We start from the raw sequence: 21,697 nt of genomic DNA on the forward strand, positions 1-21,697 counted from the left end.
GTTACCAATTTTGATTAAATTGGTTTGCCTTTGAAAACAAAAAGACGACTCTTTTGCAGAGACGTCTTTAACAATCCATTCAATCCACATGTAAGATGAATCATCCACCTCATTAAGTGTATGACTTTATCAGTTTAACTTTCCTTCTCAACTAACTTTCTTACATAAGCTACCAACGGTTCAATAGCGGTTCTATCACTAAAATCGACCGTCTGTCCATATGTTTCGATCAATGCTTTGTTTTCCGAAGTAAGTTCAGCATCAGGTACTTTTTTTAACGAGTTTATTATCACTTTTAACAGCAGTTTATTTGCCATGCTTAATTGTGTATAATCGATTCCGCCTCGAAAATGAAAAATACCTTCGGGAATGCTTTTTAATTTTTGAAGACTCTTATCTAAATCAGCATAATCCGTACCGACGGGATCGCTCAGACCAACTGTAAATACAACCAGATGATCGAAAAGGTTTCGTTTCAGTAAATCAACACCAGTGATTTTCCCAGCATAAATAGGACCCCCAAAAATGACAAATGAATATTTACGCAATTCTACGTCTTTGACTTTTTTCCCGTCGATAAGTGCTGCGTTCAACTCTTCTGCAATCCATCTGGCATATTTTTCTGTCATCCCATGTTTAGAAAAGTATACAACCGCTAGGTTATCCTTCATCATGATCCATCTCCTTGATTATGCGTTCCAGATTCTCTATCATCTTTAGTGTGACTTGAGAAGCAATTGCCAATTCATTGTCTGTCATTCCTGTAAAAACTTTATCTCGAAAATCTTGACTTTCTTTTTCACTTTGTTTTGCCAACTGTTGTCCTTTTTTTGTCACGAAAACTTCTTTGACCCGCTTATCTTGGGCACTCTGATTAACTGATACAAGTCCTTCTTTTTCCATTGTGTCGAGCATCTTGGCAATATTTTGTCTTGTTGTATTCATCGTACTCGCTAAATCATTGACGCTAGGTACACTCACTTTAGAAAGTTCTCTAAGATTCATTAGTAAAAACCATTGTTTCGTGGTTAATCCAGTGACAGATTTGTCTCCTGCAAATTGGAGCTTGTTCGCTAGGATAAATGTTCCACCAAATAATAGATGTCTAGGATTTTCTGGGGCCTTCATCAGCATTTCCCTTTCATAATAGGTAATAGGTTACCTATATTATATGCAACCTATTGCTTATTATCAAGATTAAGTTGTTGCTTTTAGGACATTTCGGTACAAGGAAAGAATGAAATAATCAGCAATGATTTCACCTATTATTTGAAAGAACTGAGTGTTCAAAAAAAGCGGTAATTACTGTAATCGATACAGTTATTTGATAATTTTATTGATCTAGTTTTTCAAAAAAAAACCTTGCCTAGAAAATAGGTCAAGGTTGGAAAAATTGGGAGGCATGTTTCAACAATTCATTTTTTATATCTTCAAAAGTTTGATTCAAGTCCAGTGTCACTACACTAATCGGATAGCCATTTAATTCATAGTGATGGTTTGGCTGATGTTCCTCTATCGTTTTAGCATAGAGGAGCATGCCTCCTACTACTTCACCATCTTTTGAAATCCAGTTATTAACGTAAGTGAAAATTTGATAAAGATTAGCAGTCTTTTGCTTTGCATCGCTCCCAATAAATCTGGTCGCCATATTCTCAGAATAAAACTTTGTATCCACAATTAAGGTCTTAGCACCATCACTCAAAACAATGTCAGTTTGCATATTCGGCAAAGCTTCAATGAAACCATCCCCTACTATCCATGGAATTTGTGGGTGTGTCACTTTGTAGCAGGTATCACGTTTATAGAAAGCAAATACAAATTTTTCGTAGAGTGACGATAATCGCTGTTCATCTTTCATTTCTCTTATCCATTGCTCTTCATTCGACTCATCCAAGAGTAACTCTTCATACAAATATCTACAGACATCAATAAGAAACTGATAACGTATATTTTGTCGATTATATTCAACTTTCTTCCAAAGTCTAAGTGATAGCTCAATGTCTGTTACATCGGAAAAATATGGTAATAACCCAAAGAAAAATCTCTTATCTGGCTTTGAAATATCTGGTAATTTATAGAGATATTGAATTGTTGCCTTTAAAATCTGATTTAGAAGCACATCCTCAGAGAACACATCGTATAGAACTACTAATTTTTTATCCACCAGGGCATTTTGCTTGATGGAAGAACCAATATCAATTTTCCCCTTGATGACTGTTGTCCTATCAGTTTCTTGAACGTAATCTTTAATTAGACCACCTCGAATTAAAACAGGAAGACCGATTTTCAAAATCTCAATGTATAAACCTTTCACGTTATCAAACTGCTCAACATTCATTCGTTGATATTCTGATAGTCCAATTGTTTGGTAAGCATAAGACAGCATGTAATAGATATTTCGAATCGGTATCTTAGAGTTTTTTTCCATCATAAGCATTCCTTAACTTATTCGCCCAGCTCTCAGCTTTATCTTCATCATCAAACCAATACTCATAGAGTTGAGGAATAATTTCATATTCTACTACTTCAATAAGTCTTGATTCTGCGTCTATGGAAAATGCATCACCAACAAAATAGCTATGACCGATTTGGAAACCTTTACCAAGCTCAGCTATAATGGTTTTATTTAGAGATATGATTATTTCTATTACTTTGATCATCTTAATCGGTGAACCAATATTATTGATATATTCAGTGAACGTTGAATTTTCAAAAGCTGGTGCTATATCGTAAAAAGAAAATCTACGTCTCAATGCATAATCCAGCAATGCTAGACTTCTGTCGGCTGTATTCATCATACCAATAATATAAAGATTGGCCGGTACTGAAAATTTTTCATTTGAATAGAGCAGATTGACTGATTTGCCGCGTTTGTCAGTCTCAATTAACATCATGAGTTCTCCTAGAATCTTACTCATGTTCCCACGGTTTATTTCATCAATGATGAAAAAGTAGTCTCTTTCAGGATCACGAGAAGCTTTACGTGCAAATTTAACAAATGGTCCTTGTTTCAATTCAAAACCATCACTATCCACTTTGGGGCGATATCCTTCAATAAAATCTTCGTAACTATAGCTCTGATGGAATTGAATCATTTGAATCCGCGAATCATCTTTCTCTTCCATCATTAGATATGCCAATCTGTCAGCGATAAAAGTTTTTCCTACTCCGGGAGCACCTTTCAAAATCAAATTTTTCTTATTTTGTAAAACTGATTGAAGCTTTCCAAGAGCATGTTCATCAATGTATACTTCTGAAAGAAAATCTTCTCTGGAATATGATTCATTCTCTCTAGCTGATGGTCTTGATTCCACATATCGAATATAATAGTCAATAGAACTTCCTGATACACCCTTGTATCTGTCGTAGGTTTCATCATTAAGAACCGTTTCCTTGATATTCTTTAACGCTTCGGTATCAGTTTCACCGAAAATAATCACTGTAAACGTAACTTCAATACTTTTGAGAGAAGAAATCTTTTGACTGATAGTTTTATCATTTAATAATTCTCCATTTTGCTGTACCTGTTGCGAAAGCCAAACTTTGAATTCATTAATTAAATGTAACTTTTCATCAATTGGCTCTCCATTGATGTGCTGATCCAAGTAAACAATAAAATCAGGATAATTATTGAGGTTAGTCAGCATTTTTTGTGAAACTTGGTCGCTTAAGTTCCATGACCCCTTATTCGTCCAGTCTATATTGTGACGATGCTTATATTTTGAAACATTGCTATCAAAGTAGTAATCTCCATTAACAACACCTTTTCCAACAATATGGTTACCATTTGTTTTTGCATAAACAATGTCACCAGGCTTAATTTCTCTGTAGAAGTCCCAAATCTCTTTTGCTTCATTTAATGAATTTTTTTTATCTTTCCGATGTTCTGAGATAGCCTTCTGGATGTCAAGTCTATTCTCATATTGATTTAAATCTTCAAGAAAGTCCCAATCAAACCCTATGATTTCCGATTGAAAAAGTTCTTGCCAAAGATTAGCGTCATCGCCTGGAACATAGAGCCAGTAATTCACACTGTCATCAACTTGACCATCTAAGCTCGAAGACTTTTGTTCTCTCTTCGGGTAAATCTTTTCTGGATTTTCAGTATAGTACAAAAACTTTAGATATGATCTCAAGATTGTTCCTAACTGCGCTATACCACCATAATTAGTCGGTTGGCTTCGATTCCCATTGTCATAATCCATTTGTGCATAATGACGTTTAAAGGATTCGTTGATCTTTACAAATTCCTTAGTGTATTTTTTCCTTTTCCCTTTCATCAGTTCTAATAATGAACTGTCCTTATCTCCAGTAATCTTCTGATATACTTCTTTAAACTCATCATATGTCTCGTAGTAAAAAAAATTTTCAAAATAGCTGTTACTTAATTCAAATTTGCTCAACAATAACCCAAGTTTTTCAAGATACGGTGTGTACCAGATCCCAGTTTTCTCACCTAGGTTATCTTTTGCCCAGTCCCTAAAAAGTTGTTTACGTATTTCCATTGAATTGCCCATCTAATCCACCTCACCAGAACAAATAAAAGTATCTTCAATTATATCACGGAAAATTTTTTTGTTGTATATCATCCAAAACTGTTATGAATACTAAAAATTTTGTTCACGCACCCAGCTATACCATTCTCCAACTTATTTCCTAATCTATATCTTTTCACCTTATCAATCTGTTTCTCCAAACTAAAACAAAGAGCCAGAACCAAAATGTCCCAACTCTCAGTATATCATATCTCACTCTATCTATTTTCAAGACGTATCAACAAGACCACACATTCCACATGAGTGGTTTGTGGGAATAGATCAACTGGCTGGATTTGTTTTGTCACATAGCCTTCTTCTGCGAATAGCGCTAGGTCACGTGCCAGTGTGGCTGGGTTGCAGGAAATATAAACAATGCGCTCTGGCTTAACCGCAGCCGTTGTCTCGATAAAGCTAGCTTCTAGACCTTTTCTTGGCGGATCGACAAAGACAACAGTTGGCTGAATGCCTTCACGTAACCATTGAGGCATAATCTTCTCCGCTTTGCCTACAAAGTAATGAACATTTTCTAAGCCATTTCTCGCAGCATTTGCTTTGGCATCTTCGACCGCTTCAGCAACAACTTCCATTCCGAGAACTTCTTGGACACGATCAGCTAAACTGATTCCGATGGTTCCAATGCCGGCATATGCATCCACGACAATGTCATCCGGCTGTAGATCTGCTAATTCAAACGCTTTTTGATACAGCACTTCTGTTTGGGCCGTATTGACTTGGTAGAAAGATTTGGCAGAGATTTGGAACGTCTTATCGAACAATTGGTCATCAATCGAAGCTTTTCCATAAAGGACTTTCTCTGCATCACCCATGATGACATTGGTTTTTTCTTCATTGATATTTTGGATCACCGATACTACTTCAGGAAGCTCTTCATGAATGACTTCAGCAATCTCTTCTCCTTTGAAAAACTTCGCTTTTCGTGTGACTAAAACGACCATCATTTCACCTGAGTGGTGTCCGCGACGGATCACAACGTGCCGTAAAAAGCCTTCGTGAGCTTCTTCGTTGTAGGCTTTGACGTTAAAACGCTGCAAAATGTTCCGCACGGTTACGATCGCTTGATCGATCGCCGGATCTTGGATATAGAAATCTTCGATTGGTACCAGGGTATGACTATTTTTGCGGTAAAAACCAGTAGTCAACTGCCCTTTGATTTTTTGAACGGGAATCTGCGCTTTGTTACGGTAGCCAAAAGGTTGTTCCATGCCGATCGTAGGCAATACCTCAACTTGCGGCATTTTCGCGACTTTTGCTAAAACATTCTCTACTTGTTGTTGTTTGAATGCCAATTGTTTTTCGTACTTCAGATGACTCAAAGGTGCGATACCGGTTCGCAATAAATCTTCATTAGGCAGTTCTTGACGATCTGGACTCGTTTGTAACAGTTTCATCACTTTGGCAAAACCAAATTTGTTGCCAACTTTCAACACTTTGACTAGCGCACGTTCGCCGGGTAATGTGTTTTCAATAAAAAGTAAATAGCCATCGACTTTGGCGATGCCGTTTCCTTCATGGGAAAGGTCTAAAATATCGACCTCAAGTTCCTGGTTCTTCTTAACAGGATAATTTTTCATAGGTTTCTCCTTTGTGCTTGCTTTTCTCATTTTAAAAAGGAATCGCTGAAATTGCAAGCGCTGTTTATTTCGATGATGGCTCTTCGCCAACATTTTGAACAAAAAACATCCGAAGGACAGAATCGGCTGATTGCTTTTAGGCTCTGCGGCGAAGAGCCGCTGCACCACAAGAGCAATTCCTTTTCCATCCTTCGGAAAATCATCTACACGAGAAGTCTTAAACTTCCTTAGGTGTTTTATTTATCAGCTGTTTTTCTTTTTCTGTGATTTTTCCCGTTCGCTCTTGTTCAAGATTTGTTTTCTCAAACGAATGCTTTCTGGGGTTACTTCACAGTATTCATCATCGTTCAAGAATTCCAATGATTCTTCCAAAGAAAGAATGCGAGGTTTCTTGATCACAGATGTTTGGTCTTTGTTTGCTGAACGAACGTTAGTCATTTGTTTTGCTTTCGTGATATTAACGGTTAAGTCTTTGTCACGAGAGTTTTCACCAATGATCATTCCTTCGTATACTTCGGTACCTGGTTCAACAAAAACAGTTCCCCGTTCTTCAATACTCATGATTGAGTAAGTCGTTGCTTTACCTGTATCGATAGAAACCAGTGCCCCTTGATGACGACCACCGATTTGACCTTGGATCATTGGCAAATATTGATCGAAGGTGTGGTGCATGATGCCGTAACCGCGAGTCATAGATAAGAATTCTGTCGTATAACCGATCAATCCTCGAGCAGGTGCCAAGAAAATGATCCGCACTTGTCCATTTCCTGTATTGATCATGTCTTGCATTTCTGCTTTACGCATGCCCAATGATTCGATGACTGATCCCATGTATTCTTCCGGTGTATCGATTTGAACACGTTCAAATGGTTCACATTTCACACCATCAATTTCACGTTCAATGACTTCTGGACGAGAAACTTGCAATTCAAAACCTTCACGACGCATATTTTCGATCAAGATCGACAAATGAAGTTCTCCACGGCCAGAAACGATCCATGAGTCAGGTCCAATTGGATCAACACGCAATGACACGTCTGTTTGCAATTGAGCCATCAAGCGCTCTTCGATTTTACGTGCTGTAACGAATTTTCCTTCACGACCAGCAAAAGGAGAATTGTTCACGATGAATGTCATTTGCAATGTTGGTTCATCAATATGCAGCACAGGTAATGAATCTTGGTGATCAATTGGTGTCACTGTTTCACCAACGAAGATATCTTCCATTCCGGAAACCGCGATCAAATCACCGGCTTTGGCTTCTTGGATCTCTAGACGTTTCAAACCAAAGAACCCGAAAAGTTTCGTTACACGAAATTTTTTGACTTCTCCATTTAATTTCATCAATGCAACTTGGTCGCCGACTTTGATTGATCCGCGGAAGACACGGCCAATTCCGATACGTCCAACATAATCATTATAATCAAGCAATGATACTTGGAATTGCAAAGGTTCGTCACTGTTATCGATTGGTGCTGGAATGTGTTCAATGATCGTATCGAACAATGGCGCCATCGTTTTTTGCTGATCAGCTGGATCGTCTGATGCACTAGATGTACCGTTGATTGCAGAAGCGTAAATGACTGGGAAATCTAATTGGTCGTCATCTGCCCCTAATTCAATAAATAATTCCAACACTTCATCGACAACGTGTTCTGGACGAGCAGATGGTTTATCAATTTTGTTTACAACAACGATCGGCACTAAATGTTGTTCCAACGCTTTTTTCAATACAAAACGTGTTTGCGGCATCGTTCCTTCATACGCATCAACAACTAAGACAACACCGTCGACCATTTTCATGATTCGTTCCACTTCTCCACCGAAGTCCGCGTGTCCTGGGGTATCCATGATGTTGATTTTTGTGCCATTGTATTCAACGGCCGTATTTTTTGCTAAGATCGTGATACCACGTTCTTTCTCGATCGCATTTGAATCCATCGCCCGTTCTTGTAATTGGGTATGGCTATCTAACGTTTGGGATTGTTTCAATAATTCATCAACTAATGTAGTTTTTCCGTGGTCAACGTGGGCAATAATAGCGACGTTGCGGATATCATTTCTAATATTCAATTTATAAACTCCTTTTTTGGTGACATTGCACTCGACAAGCCATTATACCAGAATTTCTTTCTGAAATATAGTGCAAAGTTTTCATTTTTACAGAAAAAAACAGATACCCGTAGATATCTGCTCGTCATTTATTGATTTGCGATCGTCAATAATTCTTGAAATGCTGTTGGTGTGCCACCAATAAACAATTCCCGACCATCTAGAGCAAGTTCCTCTCCGGTGATATTCGCCATCTTCAAACCTAATGTTTCCATTAAGATACCGCCAGGGGCATAGTCCCATGGCGCTAGGTTGGAAATATAGCCTGCGCGCTGACCTAAGACCAGCGCAATCAATTCGATGCCCGCACAACCGGTCATCCGTACACCTAGTGCCCGTTCACTCATTTCGACTTCATGATGACGATTATGCATCAACATGGGCGCATTTAATCCGATCAATCCTTCCTCTAAAGCGATATCTTTCGGCGGATCGATTTTTTTTCCGTTGCAAAAGACCCCAATTTCCGGACCACCCCAAAGAAATTCATTTTTCATGACATTATAAACAAAGCCAAAACGTCCTTGGCCTTCTTCATATACAGCAATCATGATACAGAAATTCTCTTTTTCCAACACGAAATTCATGGTTCCGTCAATAGGATCAATGATAAATACTCGTCCACTAAAATCTGAAAGTCGATCTAAACCATTTTCTTCCCCTAGAATGTTTGCTTCTGGGTCAAAGGCTTGAATCTTCTCAATTAGAAAATCCTGCGTCGCCTTATCCAGTTCAGTCACCAAATCTTTCCGACCTGATTTTGTTTCAACGATCAGAGACTCTTTATTTAGGTTTTCTTTGATTTTTTCCCCTGCTGCAATCATCCAGCTATGGATTTCACTTACGATTTCTTGCATGGTTGATTTCTACTCCTTCATTTTCAGTTTACCGCTTGTCGTCTTGGCCGCTTGAACCGTTCGATACAATGAGTATCCGCTCAAGTCTTCGAAATCTCTGCCTAAACGGCGCTCTTCCCCAATACCTGGCACAACTTTCTTAAACTGCTGATAAGCTTCTAAAAACTCCGCTGCCGGGATCCCTTTCTCGTAGGCTTGTTCTAAGCGATCCCATAGATTCATTACAATAACCATTTCATCTGTTGACCAGTCCAGATCTAGAGGATATTGATAATCACGCATTTTAATCACCCCTATTCGTCCTATTCAGTGTACCATAAAAATACAAATTGGTCAGAGACTCTGTCGCAAAATAAAAGAGGACACCTCTCAATGAGAGATGCACCCCCTATTTAAAAAAATGAACGAATGTTTTGAAGAAGACCCCATGATGCCTAGGCTATATCGCCTTTTACAGACTTAATCGAGCTTAGTCCTAGCTCTAACTAAAATACGAGATACCTTAACTCATTCCACGTTGGTTCATTTAGATAGTTGTGCTAGAACTTCAGTAAAGTCTTTAACATAATAGCGTAGGTTTTTTCTTCCCTTAATAAGGATCGTATGTCCCTCGTTTTCCAAAGCGCTTTTTTGTTTCTCGATTCCGCCTGGATACTTAGGGTTTAACTCCCCATTCGCTTTTAATGTCCGCCAGAAAGGAATTTTATCTGTTTTTCTTTGTTCACTAGCCCATGCTGCGATGGAGACAAAAATACCCGCGGTGATCGGATCTGTGAAATCGGCGCCATACCTTTCTGCCAGATACTCGCGAATCTTACTAATCGTCATCACTTGGCCTAATGGGATACGCCCCATGATTTGATTGTAATCCACTGGAGGAGCCAAAAGCATTCTCTTTCCCCCATATTTCTCAATACTCTTTTCATCTGTGATTTGCTTGATTTTCGGCATTCCTTTCGTCTCATGGAGCATCTTATTGAAATCTTTCTTTTTTTCATCGACCATACTAGTCCCTCCTTTACTTTCAAAGTACCGCCTTCTAAATCAAACTGCAATGAGAAGCTTCAAATTATTTTGAAAAAGCATGCAAAAATAAAAAATTCTTGATGATCTGAACGGATTTCCACCAATTCACGCTGATATAAAACTTTGTATATTCTGTGCCCCATTGCCATGGAATAGGTAAAGAACCATCTTCTAGCTGGTTCTCTGAGATTTTAGCGGCTTCTTGCTGACAAAGTTCTTTATCAAAAATGGTGAGCAGTTGTTCTTTCGAGAAAAAAAGTCCGATGGTTTGCTGGTGTAAGAAGTAAACCATTCTTCTGGGGCTTTCGAGACGGTTTGACGAATTTGTTGGCACAACACTTCTTGAAAATTTATGTTCTCCAAAAGAGGTTGATCATGTGTTTTTTTACAATAGTTTAGCATTTCCAAATAAACGACTAACGTATGCCTATCATCGTTGTCTCATTGAGAAAGCTATCAATGGCGGTTTGAAGGATTCCCTCCGCTTGTTGAGATAAACCAGTATCTTCCACGCGGATGATCATACCAGCAAAACTCACGGTGGGATTATTAGCCGGCACACCTACAGGACTCTCCCACCAGATGGCATGGGGGTAAAAGCAGTCGAAGGTACTTGGTTCCACCACCTCTCTTTAGAAAAAATCTTTCCCACTGGACAAGTACCTCAAGATCCCCTGTATTATAGGATTTTTAGCATCAAGGCAATTGATCTCTCGTAAAATACTGCAGGCAGCTCACGTCGCAATCGGGGTGCTGTTGGGTTTCCAATTGTCTGGCTCTAAGCCGTGACTAAAGCCGCCATCCTCGTTTTGATAGACCTCTAACATCTGTAAAACATTCTCCCGGCTACCGTCTTCAAAATGAATCTGTCAGCGTGCAAATTCCAATGGACGTGCATTTTGATAAATAGATTGTCTAGCTTTTTCAAAAGGTTCCCTATTTTCACGCTCCTATTCAATCTTGTTCAGATCTGTTCAGACTTGCTAAGACTTATTGGTTACTTTGATTATGACCTAATTTATTATTCGTTACAACGCTGACACTGCTAGAACTATCCCTTCATTGATCTTCTATTTTCTTTAACGACTGCTTTTTTACTCTTGCGGCTACACTTTACAGATAAATGCTAGTCGTCTTTCTTGAAAAGCATTCTTTTGGTGTTTCCTTTTCCTTGATGTTACAGTAAGAATAGCAAGAATAAAGGAGGATTTCATTTGCGCTTAGAAAATAAAAAAATCATCGCGTTAGTCGACAATGATTTCGAGGATTTAGAGCTTTGGTACCCTGTTCACCGTTTGCGAGAAGAAGGCGCTCAAGTGGATTTAGTTGGCGAAGAAGCCCATAAAAGCTATAAAGGAAAATACGGAGTTCCTGCAGAATCCGCGTTTGCTTTTGACGACATCCATGTGGCTGATTATGATGCCATCTTAGTCCCTGGCGGTTGGGCACCGGATAAACTGCGCCGATTCCCACAAGTCATTTCTTTTGTTCAAGCAATGGACAAAGAAGAAAAAGTCATTGGTCAAATATGTCATGCCGGCTGGGTCTTGATTTCCGCGAATATATTGCAAGGAAGAAAAGTGACTAGCACCCCTGGCATAAAAGACGATATGACAAACGCCGGAGCTACTTGGGTGGATACACCAGTTATCACCGACGGTCACATCGTTTCTAGCCGTAGACCACCTGACCTGCCCGATTATATGCGGGAATTCATCGCTGTTTTAGAAAAGAAATAACCCGGCTAGGCTGATTCACTTTAACGAAAAAGAGTGGCGATGATTGTTCGCCACTCTTTTTCGTTATCATTTTTGAACATTGCTCTAGCTATTTTTGTCATTCCTTGTCTGCTATTCGGAAAGATCGGAAACAACAGAGGCCTTTGGCAGCTTACGGATCCCCCATAGCGTCAATAACGCTCCAATCAAAGCAAAGCACGTGCCGCACAATAACATCTGCCAGACACCGAAGTTCTGTAAAAGGCTGCCGCCTAAGATATTCCCCAGCACACCGCCTAATGTCGTCGCAATAATGATCAGCGTTTGTCCAAATACCCGATCTTCATCTGCCAATACGTGATTGAAGAGATAAGCAGACGCTGGGATAAATAAAGCAAAACTAAAGCCCTGCAATAGGTGTGTCATTTCCATCATAACAATCGTGCTGGTAAGCAACATCATTACTCCTCTGACTGCAAATGCGATACTAGAAAACAAAAGCCAAAGCTTGCTGGACTTTCTTTTGACCAAACGTTCGAAGAATATCATTCCTGGCAACTCGCATAATGCAGCAATCATTAATGAAATTCCTACTTCTTTGCTGCCGCCTCCGATCGAAGCAAAAATCTGTGCCAAGAAGCTATTGATCATTGTGTGAAAGCTGAACAGAAAGCTGAATCCTATGAATAACAAAAGTAAAAAAGGATATTTTTTTCCTAACCCACCCGAATGCTTCTCTTCTATCTTCAACGGCAGAACCCTTGTTTTCACTGTGGGCAGCAAAAGTAAGAGGACAAAAAACAGTCCTGCTTCTACTAATGCCATTATTGGGAGAAGCGCAGCCGAATAGCTCGCCAACAACTGCCCTAATAAGAAAGAGGTTGCGGCATATCCTAGTGAACCGCCTGCTCTCGAAAAACCAAAATTAATCCCATAGCCGGTGTTCACATACTCAAATGCAAGAGCATTGATAAATGACTGCATGGAAACTAGCACGATTGCACCAATGATAAAACTGATAATCGTCAGTGCTGGCAGTAATAACCCTACTAGAAGAGCGATAATCAGGCTCAGTGTCATCCCTTTTAGGACAGCAATCAAGGGAATCCTTTTTCTTTTAATGATCACTTGACTGATGAAAGGCTGAAGCGCGGCTGAAAAAATATTGATAAGTGCTAAGATCCCACCGATTTTTGCTGGATCGATCTTAAAATAAATCAGAAATAATGTGGCAAATCCATAAATTGAACAAAACATCATCCAATAAAGAAATTGCAGACTTGTATAATAGAGACGAATCGTTTTCCCACCCAATTGTTTACGCATACAATCCCCGCCTTCATCCGTTTTAGATAGCAACTTAATATAGCATAATTCAGACAGATTTGCTACAGCAATCAAGTAGGCAATCGCCAGTATTTTATGCCATTCACTGATACTTGATCCCATAAAAAAACTCGCTCATCGAAAGGATGAACGAGTCTTCTATCATTAAATATGGATTGGTAAGCCTAATGCCAACTCAGCAGCATCCATGGTGATCTCACCTAAAGATGGATGTGGGTGGATCGTTAACGCGATATCTTCTGCGTTCATACCTGATTCGATTGCAAGAGCCAATTCTGAAACCATGTCACTTGCACCTAAACCAGCGATTTGCGCACCGATGATCACATTGTCTTCTACTGTTGTTACTAAGCGGATAAATCCTTCTGTTTTACCAAGAGACAATGCACGACCATTTCCAGAGAATGGGAATTTGTAAGCTTTCGCTTCAATTCCAGCATCTTTTGCATCTTTGATCGTCATACCGACAGAAGCTAATTCTGGATCAGTAAAGGCAACCGCTGGCATTGCTTTATAATCAACAGCAACTTTTTTACCAGAAATGGCTTCAGCAGCAATTTTTGCTTCATAACTTGCTTTATGAGCAAGTGCTGCACCAGGTACGATATCTCCGATTGCAAAGATGTTTGATACGTTCGTACGGCCTTGTTTGTCAACTGTGATCAATCCACGTTCGCCAACTTCAACACCGGCTTGCTCTAAGCCCATGTCATCTGTATTCGGACGTCGACCAACTGTAACCATCACATAGTCAGCTGTCACTGATTCTTCTTTGCCATCAACAGCGTATTTAACCGTTACACTATCGCCATTATCAACAGCTTCTTTAGCCATTGCATTAGTAACGATCGTTACGCCTTTTTTAGCGAAGTCTTCTTCAACTAATTTAACCATATCTTTTTCATAAGTTGGCAAAATTTGAGGAGAACCTTCAAGAATCGTTACTTCTGCTCCAAGGTTTGCATAAGCAGCACCAAGTTCAGAACCGATGACACCGCCACCGATAACAACGAATTTTTTAGGCACTTCTTTCAATGCCAATCCGCCAGTAGAATCAAGCACACGTCCACCGAATTTGAAACCAGGGATTTCAATTGGGCGAGAACCTGTCGCGATGATTGCATTGTTGAAAGAATAAGTTTGAGCTGAATCAGGATGAATCACACGTAATGTGTGATCATCAACAAAGAAAGCTTCCCCTTCAATTGTTTCAACTTTGTGTTTTTTCAATAGGAAGCCAACACCTGAAGTCAATGTTTTCACAACTTTGTTGTCTTTCCATTCTTGTGTTTTAGCAAAATCAAGTGATACGTTTTCGCTTGTTACACCAAACATTGTCGAATCTAGTGATTCTTGGTAATGATGTCCTGCTGCAATCAATGCTTTTGAAGGGATACAACCAACGTTCAAACAAACACCGCCAATGTATTCTCTTTCAATGATCGCAACTTTTTGTCCCATTTCCGCTGCGCGGATGGCAGCTACATAGCCGCCAGGTCCCGCACCGATTACAACTGTATCTAATTCAACAGCAAAATCTCCAACTACCATTTGTTAATCATCCTTCCATCATTAATAGCTCTGGATCAGCTAATAGACGTTTGATATTATTCATTGCTTGTTGCGCTGTTGCACCATCAACGATTCGGTGGTCAAAGCTCAATGAAAGTTTCATTACGCGGCCGACAACGATTTCGCCCTCAGCATTGACGATTGGTTGTTGCGCGATTGTACCAACACCCAAGATAGCTACTTCAGGGTAGTTGATTACTGGTGTGAACCAGCCACCGCCTACAGAACCAATGTTACTGATAGTGATCGTTCCGTTGCGCATGTCATCTGCAGAAAGTTTGCCGTCATGAGCAAGTTTAGCTTTTTCGTTGATTTCATCAGCGATAGCAAACATTCCTTTGCGGTCTGCATCTTTGACATTTGGTACATATAACCCATGATCCGTATCCGTAGCAATACCGATATTGTAGTAGTTTTTGTACACAATTTCTTGTTTTGCATCATCGATTGAAGCATTCAAGATAGGGAATTTTTTGACTGTAGCAGTCAATGCTTTTACAACATATGGCAAGAAAGTAAGTTTTGTGCCATTGGCAGCAGCAACTTCTTTAAATTTCTTGCGATTATCCCAAAGATTTGTTACTTCTACTTCATCATGCAATGTTACATGAGGTGCTGTATGTTTGCTGTTGACCATTGCTTTCGCAATTGCTTTACGTGTCGGAGTTAATGCTACACGTTCTTCTAAATCACCCAAGTTAGACTTGAAGGCTTTAGCTGGTGCTGCTGGTTTGCTTTCAGCTGCTGGTGCTTGCGCTTCTTCTTTTGCTGGAGCTGCTGCTTCTGCAGTTGCTGAAGCTCCGCCACCAGATAGGAAGTTCTCAATGTCTTCTTTTGTCACGCGGCCACCTTTGCCAGTTGCAGTTACTTGTGTGATGTCGACATCTTTTTCACGAGCAAATTGACGGACAGAAGGCATTGCTAATACACGTTTGTTTGGATCAGCAGCTTCAACGACACTTGCTGAGCCAGAAGTTTCAACTTTTTCTGGCGCTGCAGTTGGCGCTGCAGAACTAGCAGCTGGTGCACTGTTGTGTCCTGGAGCATCGATTTCTACTAATACATCACCAACATTAGCAACTGTTCCTTCTGATACAAGGATATTTTTTACAGTACCTGTGACTGGAGATGGGATTTCTTCAACTGATTTGTCGTTTTGAACTTCCAATAAAGTATCATCTTCATTGATGGTGTCGCCAGCTTTAACGAACCATTTTACGATTTCGCCTTCTGCAATTCCTTCACCGATATCTGGTAATTTGAATTGGAATACGCCTTCGCCTTCTGAAGAACCAGCAGATGCAGCTTCCGTTGTTGGAACAGCAGCTGGTTGTGCAGGAGTTTGGGCTTGCGCTGCCACACCTGCATCTCCTTCATTGTCTTCATGGCCAGGTGCATCGATTTCTACTAATACATCACCAACATTGGCAACTGTTCCTTCTGATACAAGGATATTTTTTACAGTACCTGTGACTGGAGATGGGATTTCTTCAACTGATTTGTCATTTTGAACTTCCAATAAAGTGTCATCTTCATTGATGGTATCGCCGGGTTTAACGAACCATTTTACGATTTCGCCTTCTGCGATCCCTTCACCGATATCCGGTAATTTAAATTGAAATGCCATTTTCTATTCTTCCCTTCTTCAACTATTAAAAGTTCACGATTTCTTTCACTTTGTCTTCGATATCTTTAGCATTTGGCAACCAGATATTTTCTGCTTGACCGAATGGGAAGATTGTATCTGGAGCAGATACACGTCCAATTGGTGCTTCTAATGAAAGAACCGCACGTTCAGAAATTTCAGAAACGACTTGAGCGCCTACGCCTGCTTGTTTTTGAGCTTCTTGAACAACAACCACACGACCAGTTTTTTCAACAGATTTAATGATTGTTTCCACATCAAGAGGAGCAACTGTACGCAAATCGATAATTTCAGCATTGATGTTTTCTTTTGCTAAGTTATCCGCTGCTTTGATTGCTTCACGAACCATTGCACCATAAGTGATGATCGATACGTCTGTTCCTTCACGAGTCACCGCTGCTTTATCCAATGGAACTTCATACGCTTCTTCTGGCACTTCTTCACGGAATGAACGGTAAAGTTTCATATGTTCTAAGAAAACAACAGGATCATTGCTGCGAATAGAAGCAATTAACAATCCTTTTGCATCGTATGGGTTTGATGGAATCACGACACGGATACCTGGTGATTGAGCAATCAATCCTTCCAAGTTATCTGAGTGCAATTCTGGTGTATGCACACCACCACCAAATGGTGAACGAATCGTAATTGGCAAGTTGCGTGTGCCGCCCATACGGTAGCGAGTACGTGCCATTTGTCCAACGATTTCATCAAATGTTTCAAAAACGAATCCGAAGAATTGAATTTCTGGAACTGGACGGAAACCTTCTAGTGCTAAACCAAAAGCTAAACCGCCGATACCAGATTCAGCAAGAGGGGTATCGAAAACACGATCTTCACCGAATTTTTCTTGTAAACCTTCTGTTGCCCGGAAAACCCCGCCGTTTTTACCGACGTCTTCACCAAAGACTAAAATTTCTTTGTCGTTTTCCATTTCAACAGCTAAGGCATCTGTAATTGCTTGAATCATTGTTTTTTGTGCCATGACTATTTCGACTCCTTCGCTTCGTAAGTTGCAATTTGTTCTTTAATGTTTTGAGGTTGTACTTCAAACATATTTTTCAAGAAATCTGAAACTTTTTGTTTAGGTACACGGTCAGCTTCAGCGATTGCAGCTTTGATTTCTTCTTTAGTTTGTTCAATGATTTGTTCTTCTTTTTCTTCAGACCATAGTCCTTTTTCAGTCAAGTACGTACGGAAGCGAACCAATGGGTCTTTTTGTTGCCATTCGCTGTCCATATCTTTTGAACGGTAACGCGTTGGGTCATCCCCTGATAATGTGTGTGGACCATAACGGTAAGTCAATGTTTCAATCAAAACTGGTCCATTGCCATTTGCTGCCCATTCACGAGCTGCTTTTGATACAGTGTAAACTGCTAATGGATCCATACCATCCACTTGGATTCCTGGGATACCAGCTGCAGCTGCTTTTTGAGCTAATGTTGGCGCAGCACTTTGAACTTCACGAGGTGTTGAAATCGCAAAACCGTTGTTTTGGATGTAGAATACAGCGTTTGCATGGTAAGCACCAGCAAAGTTGATTGCTTCATAGAAGTCCCCTTGTGAAGAACCGCCATCACCTGTATAAGTGAAGACAACATTTTTCTTGTTGCGCTTTTTCAGACCAAGAGCTACACCAGCAGCTTGCACGTATTGCGCACCGATAATGATTTGTGGTGGTAAAGCTTGCAAGTCTTCTGGATAAAGGTTTCCAGCTACGTGTCCGCGAGACCATAAGAACGCTTCTTTCAATGGAAGGCCGTGTTGGATCAATTGAGGGACATCACGGTAACCAGGTAAAAGCACATCTTCTTTTTCAAATGCAAAATGACTTGCTAATTGACTTGCTTCTTGACCAGCTGTTGGCGCGAAGAAACCTAGACGACCTTGACGGTTTAACGCAGTAGAGCGTTGGTCTAATACACGGGACCATACCATGCGAGTCATCAACTCGACTAATTCGTCGTCACTTAGATCAGGTACTAAATCTGGATTTACGATTTTTCCGTCTTTATCTAATGCTTGATAAGTTGGAAAATCTGCATTGACTTGCTCCAAAATTGCTTGGAAATCAAGTGCTTTTTGTTTTTTTGCCATCTTGACACACTTTCCTCTCTGATATAAAAATTCACTTTCGAATGTAACAGGGATAAAATCTGTATCATCGAAAAATCATTTACTACTATAAATTATCATTTAAACGAGAATAAGACAAGTGAAAAGGTATTTTTTTTTTAATAAAACGATTCCCATTAGACCAACTCTTAAGAAACGATTAGTGAAAATAATCACATTTAAGCAATCGCTTTCTTGCTTTACTCCTTATTAAATTCTTTTTTTCTTTTAAGAATAGTACAGACTTCGCCTTTTAACTAAACAGAAACGTAACACCTGGAGGACTTTCCCTTGTGAATGTTCCGACTTAGTAAAATTAGTTTTTTTTGATAATGAGAAAAAAATAATACAGAATAGAATAAAAAAGAAACAGATAGCATAAAAGTTAAAATCTTTTATGACTATCCGTTTCTTTTCTCAGATCCACTCTTTTGTATAATGGATATAGATTCTCTTAGCTACTTCTACGCTTACCAGGTAGGCAAGAATAATGCCGACAAACCATGGCCAGTAAGAAGATGGTAGCGCTGCAAAATCAAAGACTGTGTGCAGCGGCGACAAGATAATACCGAAACCTACCAAAATCGCAAGAACGCTTGACAGTAAGACTGCTGGCGATGCGATACTTTGGAAAAATGGCAGTTTACGCGTCCGGACCATATGCACGACTAATGTTTGCGTCACAAGACCGATCATGAACCAGCCGGCTTGGAACAGCGCTTGTTCTTGAATGGTATTTGCTTGGAACACATGCCACATCACGAAGAATGTCAAGATATCAAAAATACTGCTGACTGGTCCAATGCTTACGGTGAATTTCAATAAGCCTCTGACTTGCCACTTGACTGGTTTTTCTAGTTCTTCCACATCCACATTATCCCAAGGAATGGTCAACTGTGCCATATCATAGACTAGATTTTGCACCAGCAATTGAATAGAAAGCATTGGCAAGAAAGGCAAGAATGCACTAGCGACAAGGATCGAAAAAACATTCCCAAAGTTTGAACTCAATGTCATCTTGATGTATTTCATCATGTTTGTGAAAACTTTACGGCCTTCAATGACCCCTTTATCTAACACATTCAAGCTTTTTTCTAATAAAATGATCGAACTTGCGTCTTTGGTAATGTCTGCGGCCGTATCTACAGAAATACCGACATCAGCAGCCCGCAGTGCAGGCGCATCATTGATTCCATCTCCCATAAATCCGACAGTATGACCATCGGCTTGCAGCGACTGAATGATGCGTGACTTTTGCATAGGATTCAACTTAGCAAATAGATTGACCGCTTCTGCTTTTTCAGCCAATTCTTCATCAGAGAGACGATCAACGTCTATCCCTAGAAGATAGTCGTTCACTTCGATCCCCACATCTTTACACACCTTTTGCGCCACGATCGCATTGTCACCAGTCAAAACTTTCACGTTGACACCATGACCATGTAATGAAGCAATAGCTGTTTTTGCGGACTCTTTCGCTGGGTCTAAAAAGCCCATGAATCCGATCATGATCATATCTTGTTCATCTTCAACTGTGTAGACGGCTTCTGCGTGAGCATCTCGCTTGATTGCTACTGTTAGGACACGCATGCCCTGTTTATTCAAGCGGTGATTTACCTCACGAAGTTTTTCTCTTAATTCATCTGTCAATTCCAGAACTTGTCCGTTGACTTCCACGTATTTGCAGACTTTCTCCATTTCCTCAGCAGCACCTTTTGTGACCATGATTTGGTGCCCATCTGCTTTGACAACCACTGTTAAACGCCGGCGGGAAAAGTCAAAGGGGATTTCATCCACTTTGATGACTTCTTGATAAGGCGCTTGGCGCTCTGTATCTTCGAAGTAGTTCAATACCGCAATATCCATCAAATTTTTCCAACCTGTTTGATAATAGGAATTCAAATAGGTCATATCCAACACTTGTTGGTCTTCTTTACCAAACGGATTCAGATGCTGCACTAATACGACGCGATCTTCAGTGATCGTGCCGGTTTTATCCGTACATAAAACGTCCATACTGCCCAAGTTTTGAATCGAAGGCAATTCTTTGACGATCACTTTTTCTTTAGCTAACGACATGGCACCTTTTGCCAAATTACTTGTGACGATCATTGGCAACATTTCCGGAGTCAAACCAACAGCTACAGCGATTGCGAAGAAAAGGGCTTCTCCCCAGTCGCCTTTTGTCAATCCATTGATCAAAAAGACGATGGGAAACAAAACCATTACCATTCGCAGCAACAATTTACTGACTTTCGTCAAACCATCCTCAAAAGTAGTCTTTCCTCGTTTTGACGTTGCATTTTTGGCAATATCACCAAAAAAAGTACTTTGACCGGTTTTTAAAATAATTGCTTTACCTTGTCCACTAAGGACATCTGTTCCCATGAAAACCAAATCTTGCATATCTAATGCGGAAATCGTTTCTTTAGAATCTTTGATCCCAGCATCGACAAATTTTTCCACCGGCATAGATTCTCCGGTCAGAGAAGATTGATTGATAAATAAATCTTTTGTCCAAATCAAAATAGCATCTGCCGGAATCATATCCCCGGTTGCCAATGTCACGATGTCTCCTGGTACGACTTCATCCATCGGAATCTCGATCGTTTCGCCGTCTCGAGTGACAGAACATGTATTTTCAATTAATTCTTTTAAGGCCAAACTTGCTTTTTGCGAACGATATTCTTGCACGAATGTGATCGTAACACTTGCTAAGATCATGATTCCCATCACGACCACTGCTTCATAATCACCTGTGAAAAAAGAAATGACCATCAGCAAAGCCAAAACTAATACAAAAGGATCTTTGAAAGCACTTAAAAACATCAGCCAAGCAGGTGTTGGTTTTTGTGCATCTACTTGGTTTGGTCCATATTCGTCCAGACGTTCTGCTGCATCCTCTTTTGATAGTCCATTAAACGAAGTCCGCATTTCCATCAGTAACTCTCTTTCCGAAAGTTGTGCAAGTAATTTTAATTCTTGATCTTTAGATAATTTTTTTAACATCTTCTTTTCCTCCTATAACTAGGAGTTGCATTTGCTACCCCTAGCATTCTTTTTATTGTTCATCTGGGGACTGGGGTATTCCATGTTCATCTTCCTCTCTGTTTATCAAGCAAGAAACTCTGGATCATGCAGAAGTGTTGGTCAAAAATAAAGGCAGTCAGCAATT

Annotated in this window: 17 protein-coding genes; 1 reads left to right on the forward strand and 16 read right to left on the reverse strand. The window is 39.9% G+C overall.

The features are described from left to right. Nucleotides 1-134: 134 nt before the first annotated feature. The 10 genes from EG2_RS11565 to EG2_RS19695 form a co-directional block, all read right to left on the reverse strand. Nucleotides 135-674, reverse strand: a complete 540-nt coding sequence (locus EG2_RS11565; protein WP_003127237.1) for a flavodoxin domain-containing protein — start codon at nucleotides 672-674, stop codon at nucleotides 135-137. Then, entirely contained in the window at nucleotides 661-1,128 is a 468-nt protein-coding gene (locus tag EG2_RS11570; protein ID WP_060814860.1) for a MarR family winged helix-turn-helix transcriptional regulator, read from the reverse strand. Before EG2_RS11570 ends, EG2_RS11565 begins: the two co-directional genes overlap by 14 nt. Before the next feature lie 250 nt (nucleotides 1,129-1,378). After that, nucleotides 1,379-2,428 (reverse strand): 5-methylcytosine restriction system specificity protein McrC, encoded by a 1,050-nt coding sequence (locus EG2_RS11575; RefSeq protein WP_060814861.1) that lies wholly within the window; start codon nucleotides 2,426-2,428, stop codon nucleotides 1,379-1,381. After that, on the reverse strand, nucleotides 2,412-4,517 hold the full coding sequence (locus EG2_RS19690; RefSeq protein WP_060814862.1) for an AAA family ATPase: 2,106 nt from the start codon (nucleotides 4,515-4,517) through the stop codon (nucleotides 2,412-2,414). Before EG2_RS19690 ends, EG2_RS11575 begins: the two co-directional genes overlap by 17 nt. Before the next feature lie 236 nt (nucleotides 4,518-4,753). Next, nucleotides 4,754-6,130, reverse strand: a complete 1,377-nt coding sequence (gene rlmD, locus EG2_RS11585) for a 23S rRNA (uracil(1939)-C(5))-methyltransferase RlmD (protein ID WP_060814863.1) — start codon at nucleotides 6,128-6,130, stop codon at nucleotides 4,754-4,756. A 243-nt stretch (nucleotides 6,131-6,373) separates the two neighbouring features. Further along, the gene (gene typA, locus EG2_RS11590; protein WP_003127228.1) at nucleotides 6,374-8,203 is read right to left on the reverse strand and encodes a translational GTPase TypA; all 1,830 of its coding nucleotides are present in this window, start codon (nucleotides 8,201-8,203) and stop codon (nucleotides 6,374-6,376) included. Nucleotides 8,204-8,331: 128 nt separating this feature from the next. Then, nucleotides 8,332-9,099, reverse strand: coding sequence for an inositol monophosphatase family protein (locus EG2_RS11595; protein ID WP_060814864.1), 768 nt, complete (start codon nucleotides 9,097-9,099; stop codon nucleotides 8,332-8,334). A gap of 9 nt (nucleotides 9,100-9,108) precedes the next feature. Beyond that, nucleotides 9,109-9,381, reverse strand: coding sequence for a UPF0223 family protein (locus EG2_RS11600; RefSeq protein ID WP_060814865.1), 273 nt, complete (start codon nucleotides 9,379-9,381; stop codon nucleotides 9,109-9,111). 240 nt (nucleotides 9,382-9,621) lie between these two features. Next, on the reverse strand, nucleotides 9,622-10,104 hold the full coding sequence (locus EG2_RS11605; RefSeq protein WP_060814866.1) for an MGMT family protein: 483 nt from the start codon (nucleotides 10,102-10,104) through the stop codon (nucleotides 9,622-9,624). A 64-nt stretch (nucleotides 10,105-10,168) separates the two neighbouring features. Continuing rightward, nucleotides 10,169-10,417, reverse strand: coding sequence for a hypothetical protein (locus EG2_RS19695; protein WP_228073944.1), 249 nt, complete (start codon nucleotides 10,415-10,417; stop codon nucleotides 10,169-10,171). Nucleotides 10,418-11,339: 922 nt separating this feature from the next. Here EG2_RS19695 and EG2_RS11615 point away from each other — a divergent pair. Beyond that, the gene (locus EG2_RS11615; RefSeq protein ID WP_003127221.1) at nucleotides 11,340-11,864 is read left to right on the forward strand and encodes a type 1 glutamine amidotransferase domain-containing protein; all 525 of its coding nucleotides are present in this window, start codon (nucleotides 11,340-11,342) and stop codon (nucleotides 11,862-11,864) included. A 111-nt stretch (nucleotides 11,865-11,975) separates the two neighbouring features. On the opposite strand, the gene EG2_RS11620 is transcribed toward EG2_RS11615, so the two are convergent. From EG2_RS11620 to mgtA, 6 genes are all read right to left on the reverse strand, one after another. After that, complete coding sequence (locus EG2_RS11620; RefSeq protein ID WP_060814876.1) at nucleotides 11,976-13,169, reverse strand: MFS transporter; 1,194 nt, start codon at nucleotides 13,167-13,169, stop codon at nucleotides 11,976-11,978. Between the two features lie 165 nt (nucleotides 13,170-13,334). Continuing rightward, complete coding sequence (gene lpdA, locus EG2_RS11625) at nucleotides 13,335-14,741, reverse strand: dihydrolipoyl dehydrogenase (protein ID WP_003127217.1); 1,407 nt, start codon at nucleotides 14,739-14,741, stop codon at nucleotides 13,335-13,337. Nucleotides 14,742-14,748: 7 nt separating this feature from the next. After that, nucleotides 14,749-16,389, reverse strand: a complete 1,641-nt coding sequence (locus EG2_RS11630) for a dihydrolipoyllysine-residue acetyltransferase (RefSeq protein WP_005472521.1) — start codon at nucleotides 16,387-16,389, stop codon at nucleotides 14,749-14,751. A gap of 25 nt (nucleotides 16,390-16,414) precedes the next feature. Then, nucleotides 16,415-17,392 carry an alpha-ketoacid dehydrogenase subunit beta gene (locus EG2_RS11635; protein WP_003127215.1) on the reverse strand — a complete coding sequence of 326 codons (978 nt, stop codon included), beginning with the start codon at nucleotides 17,390-17,392 and terminating at the stop codon, nucleotides 16,415-16,417. A gap of 2 nt (nucleotides 17,393-17,394) precedes the next feature. Beyond that, on the reverse strand, nucleotides 17,395-18,504 hold the full coding sequence (gene pdhA, locus EG2_RS11640) for a pyruvate dehydrogenase (acetyl-transferring) E1 component subunit alpha (RefSeq protein ID WP_003127214.1): 1,110 nt from the start codon (nucleotides 18,502-18,504) through the stop codon (nucleotides 17,395-17,397). A 435-nt stretch (nucleotides 18,505-18,939) separates the two neighbouring features. Next, nucleotides 18,940-21,531, reverse strand: coding sequence for a magnesium-translocating P-type ATPase (gene mgtA / locus EG2_RS11645; RefSeq protein WP_060814867.1), 2,592 nt, complete (start codon nucleotides 21,529-21,531; stop codon nucleotides 18,940-18,942). Nucleotides 21,532-21,697 lie beyond the last annotated feature (166 nt).

The sequence above is a fragment of the Enterococcus gallinarum NBRC 100675 genome (genome assembly GCF_001544275.1).
Taxonomy (GTDB): domain Bacteria; phylum Bacillota; class Bacilli; order Lactobacillales; family Enterococcaceae; genus Enterococcus_D; species Enterococcus_D gallinarum.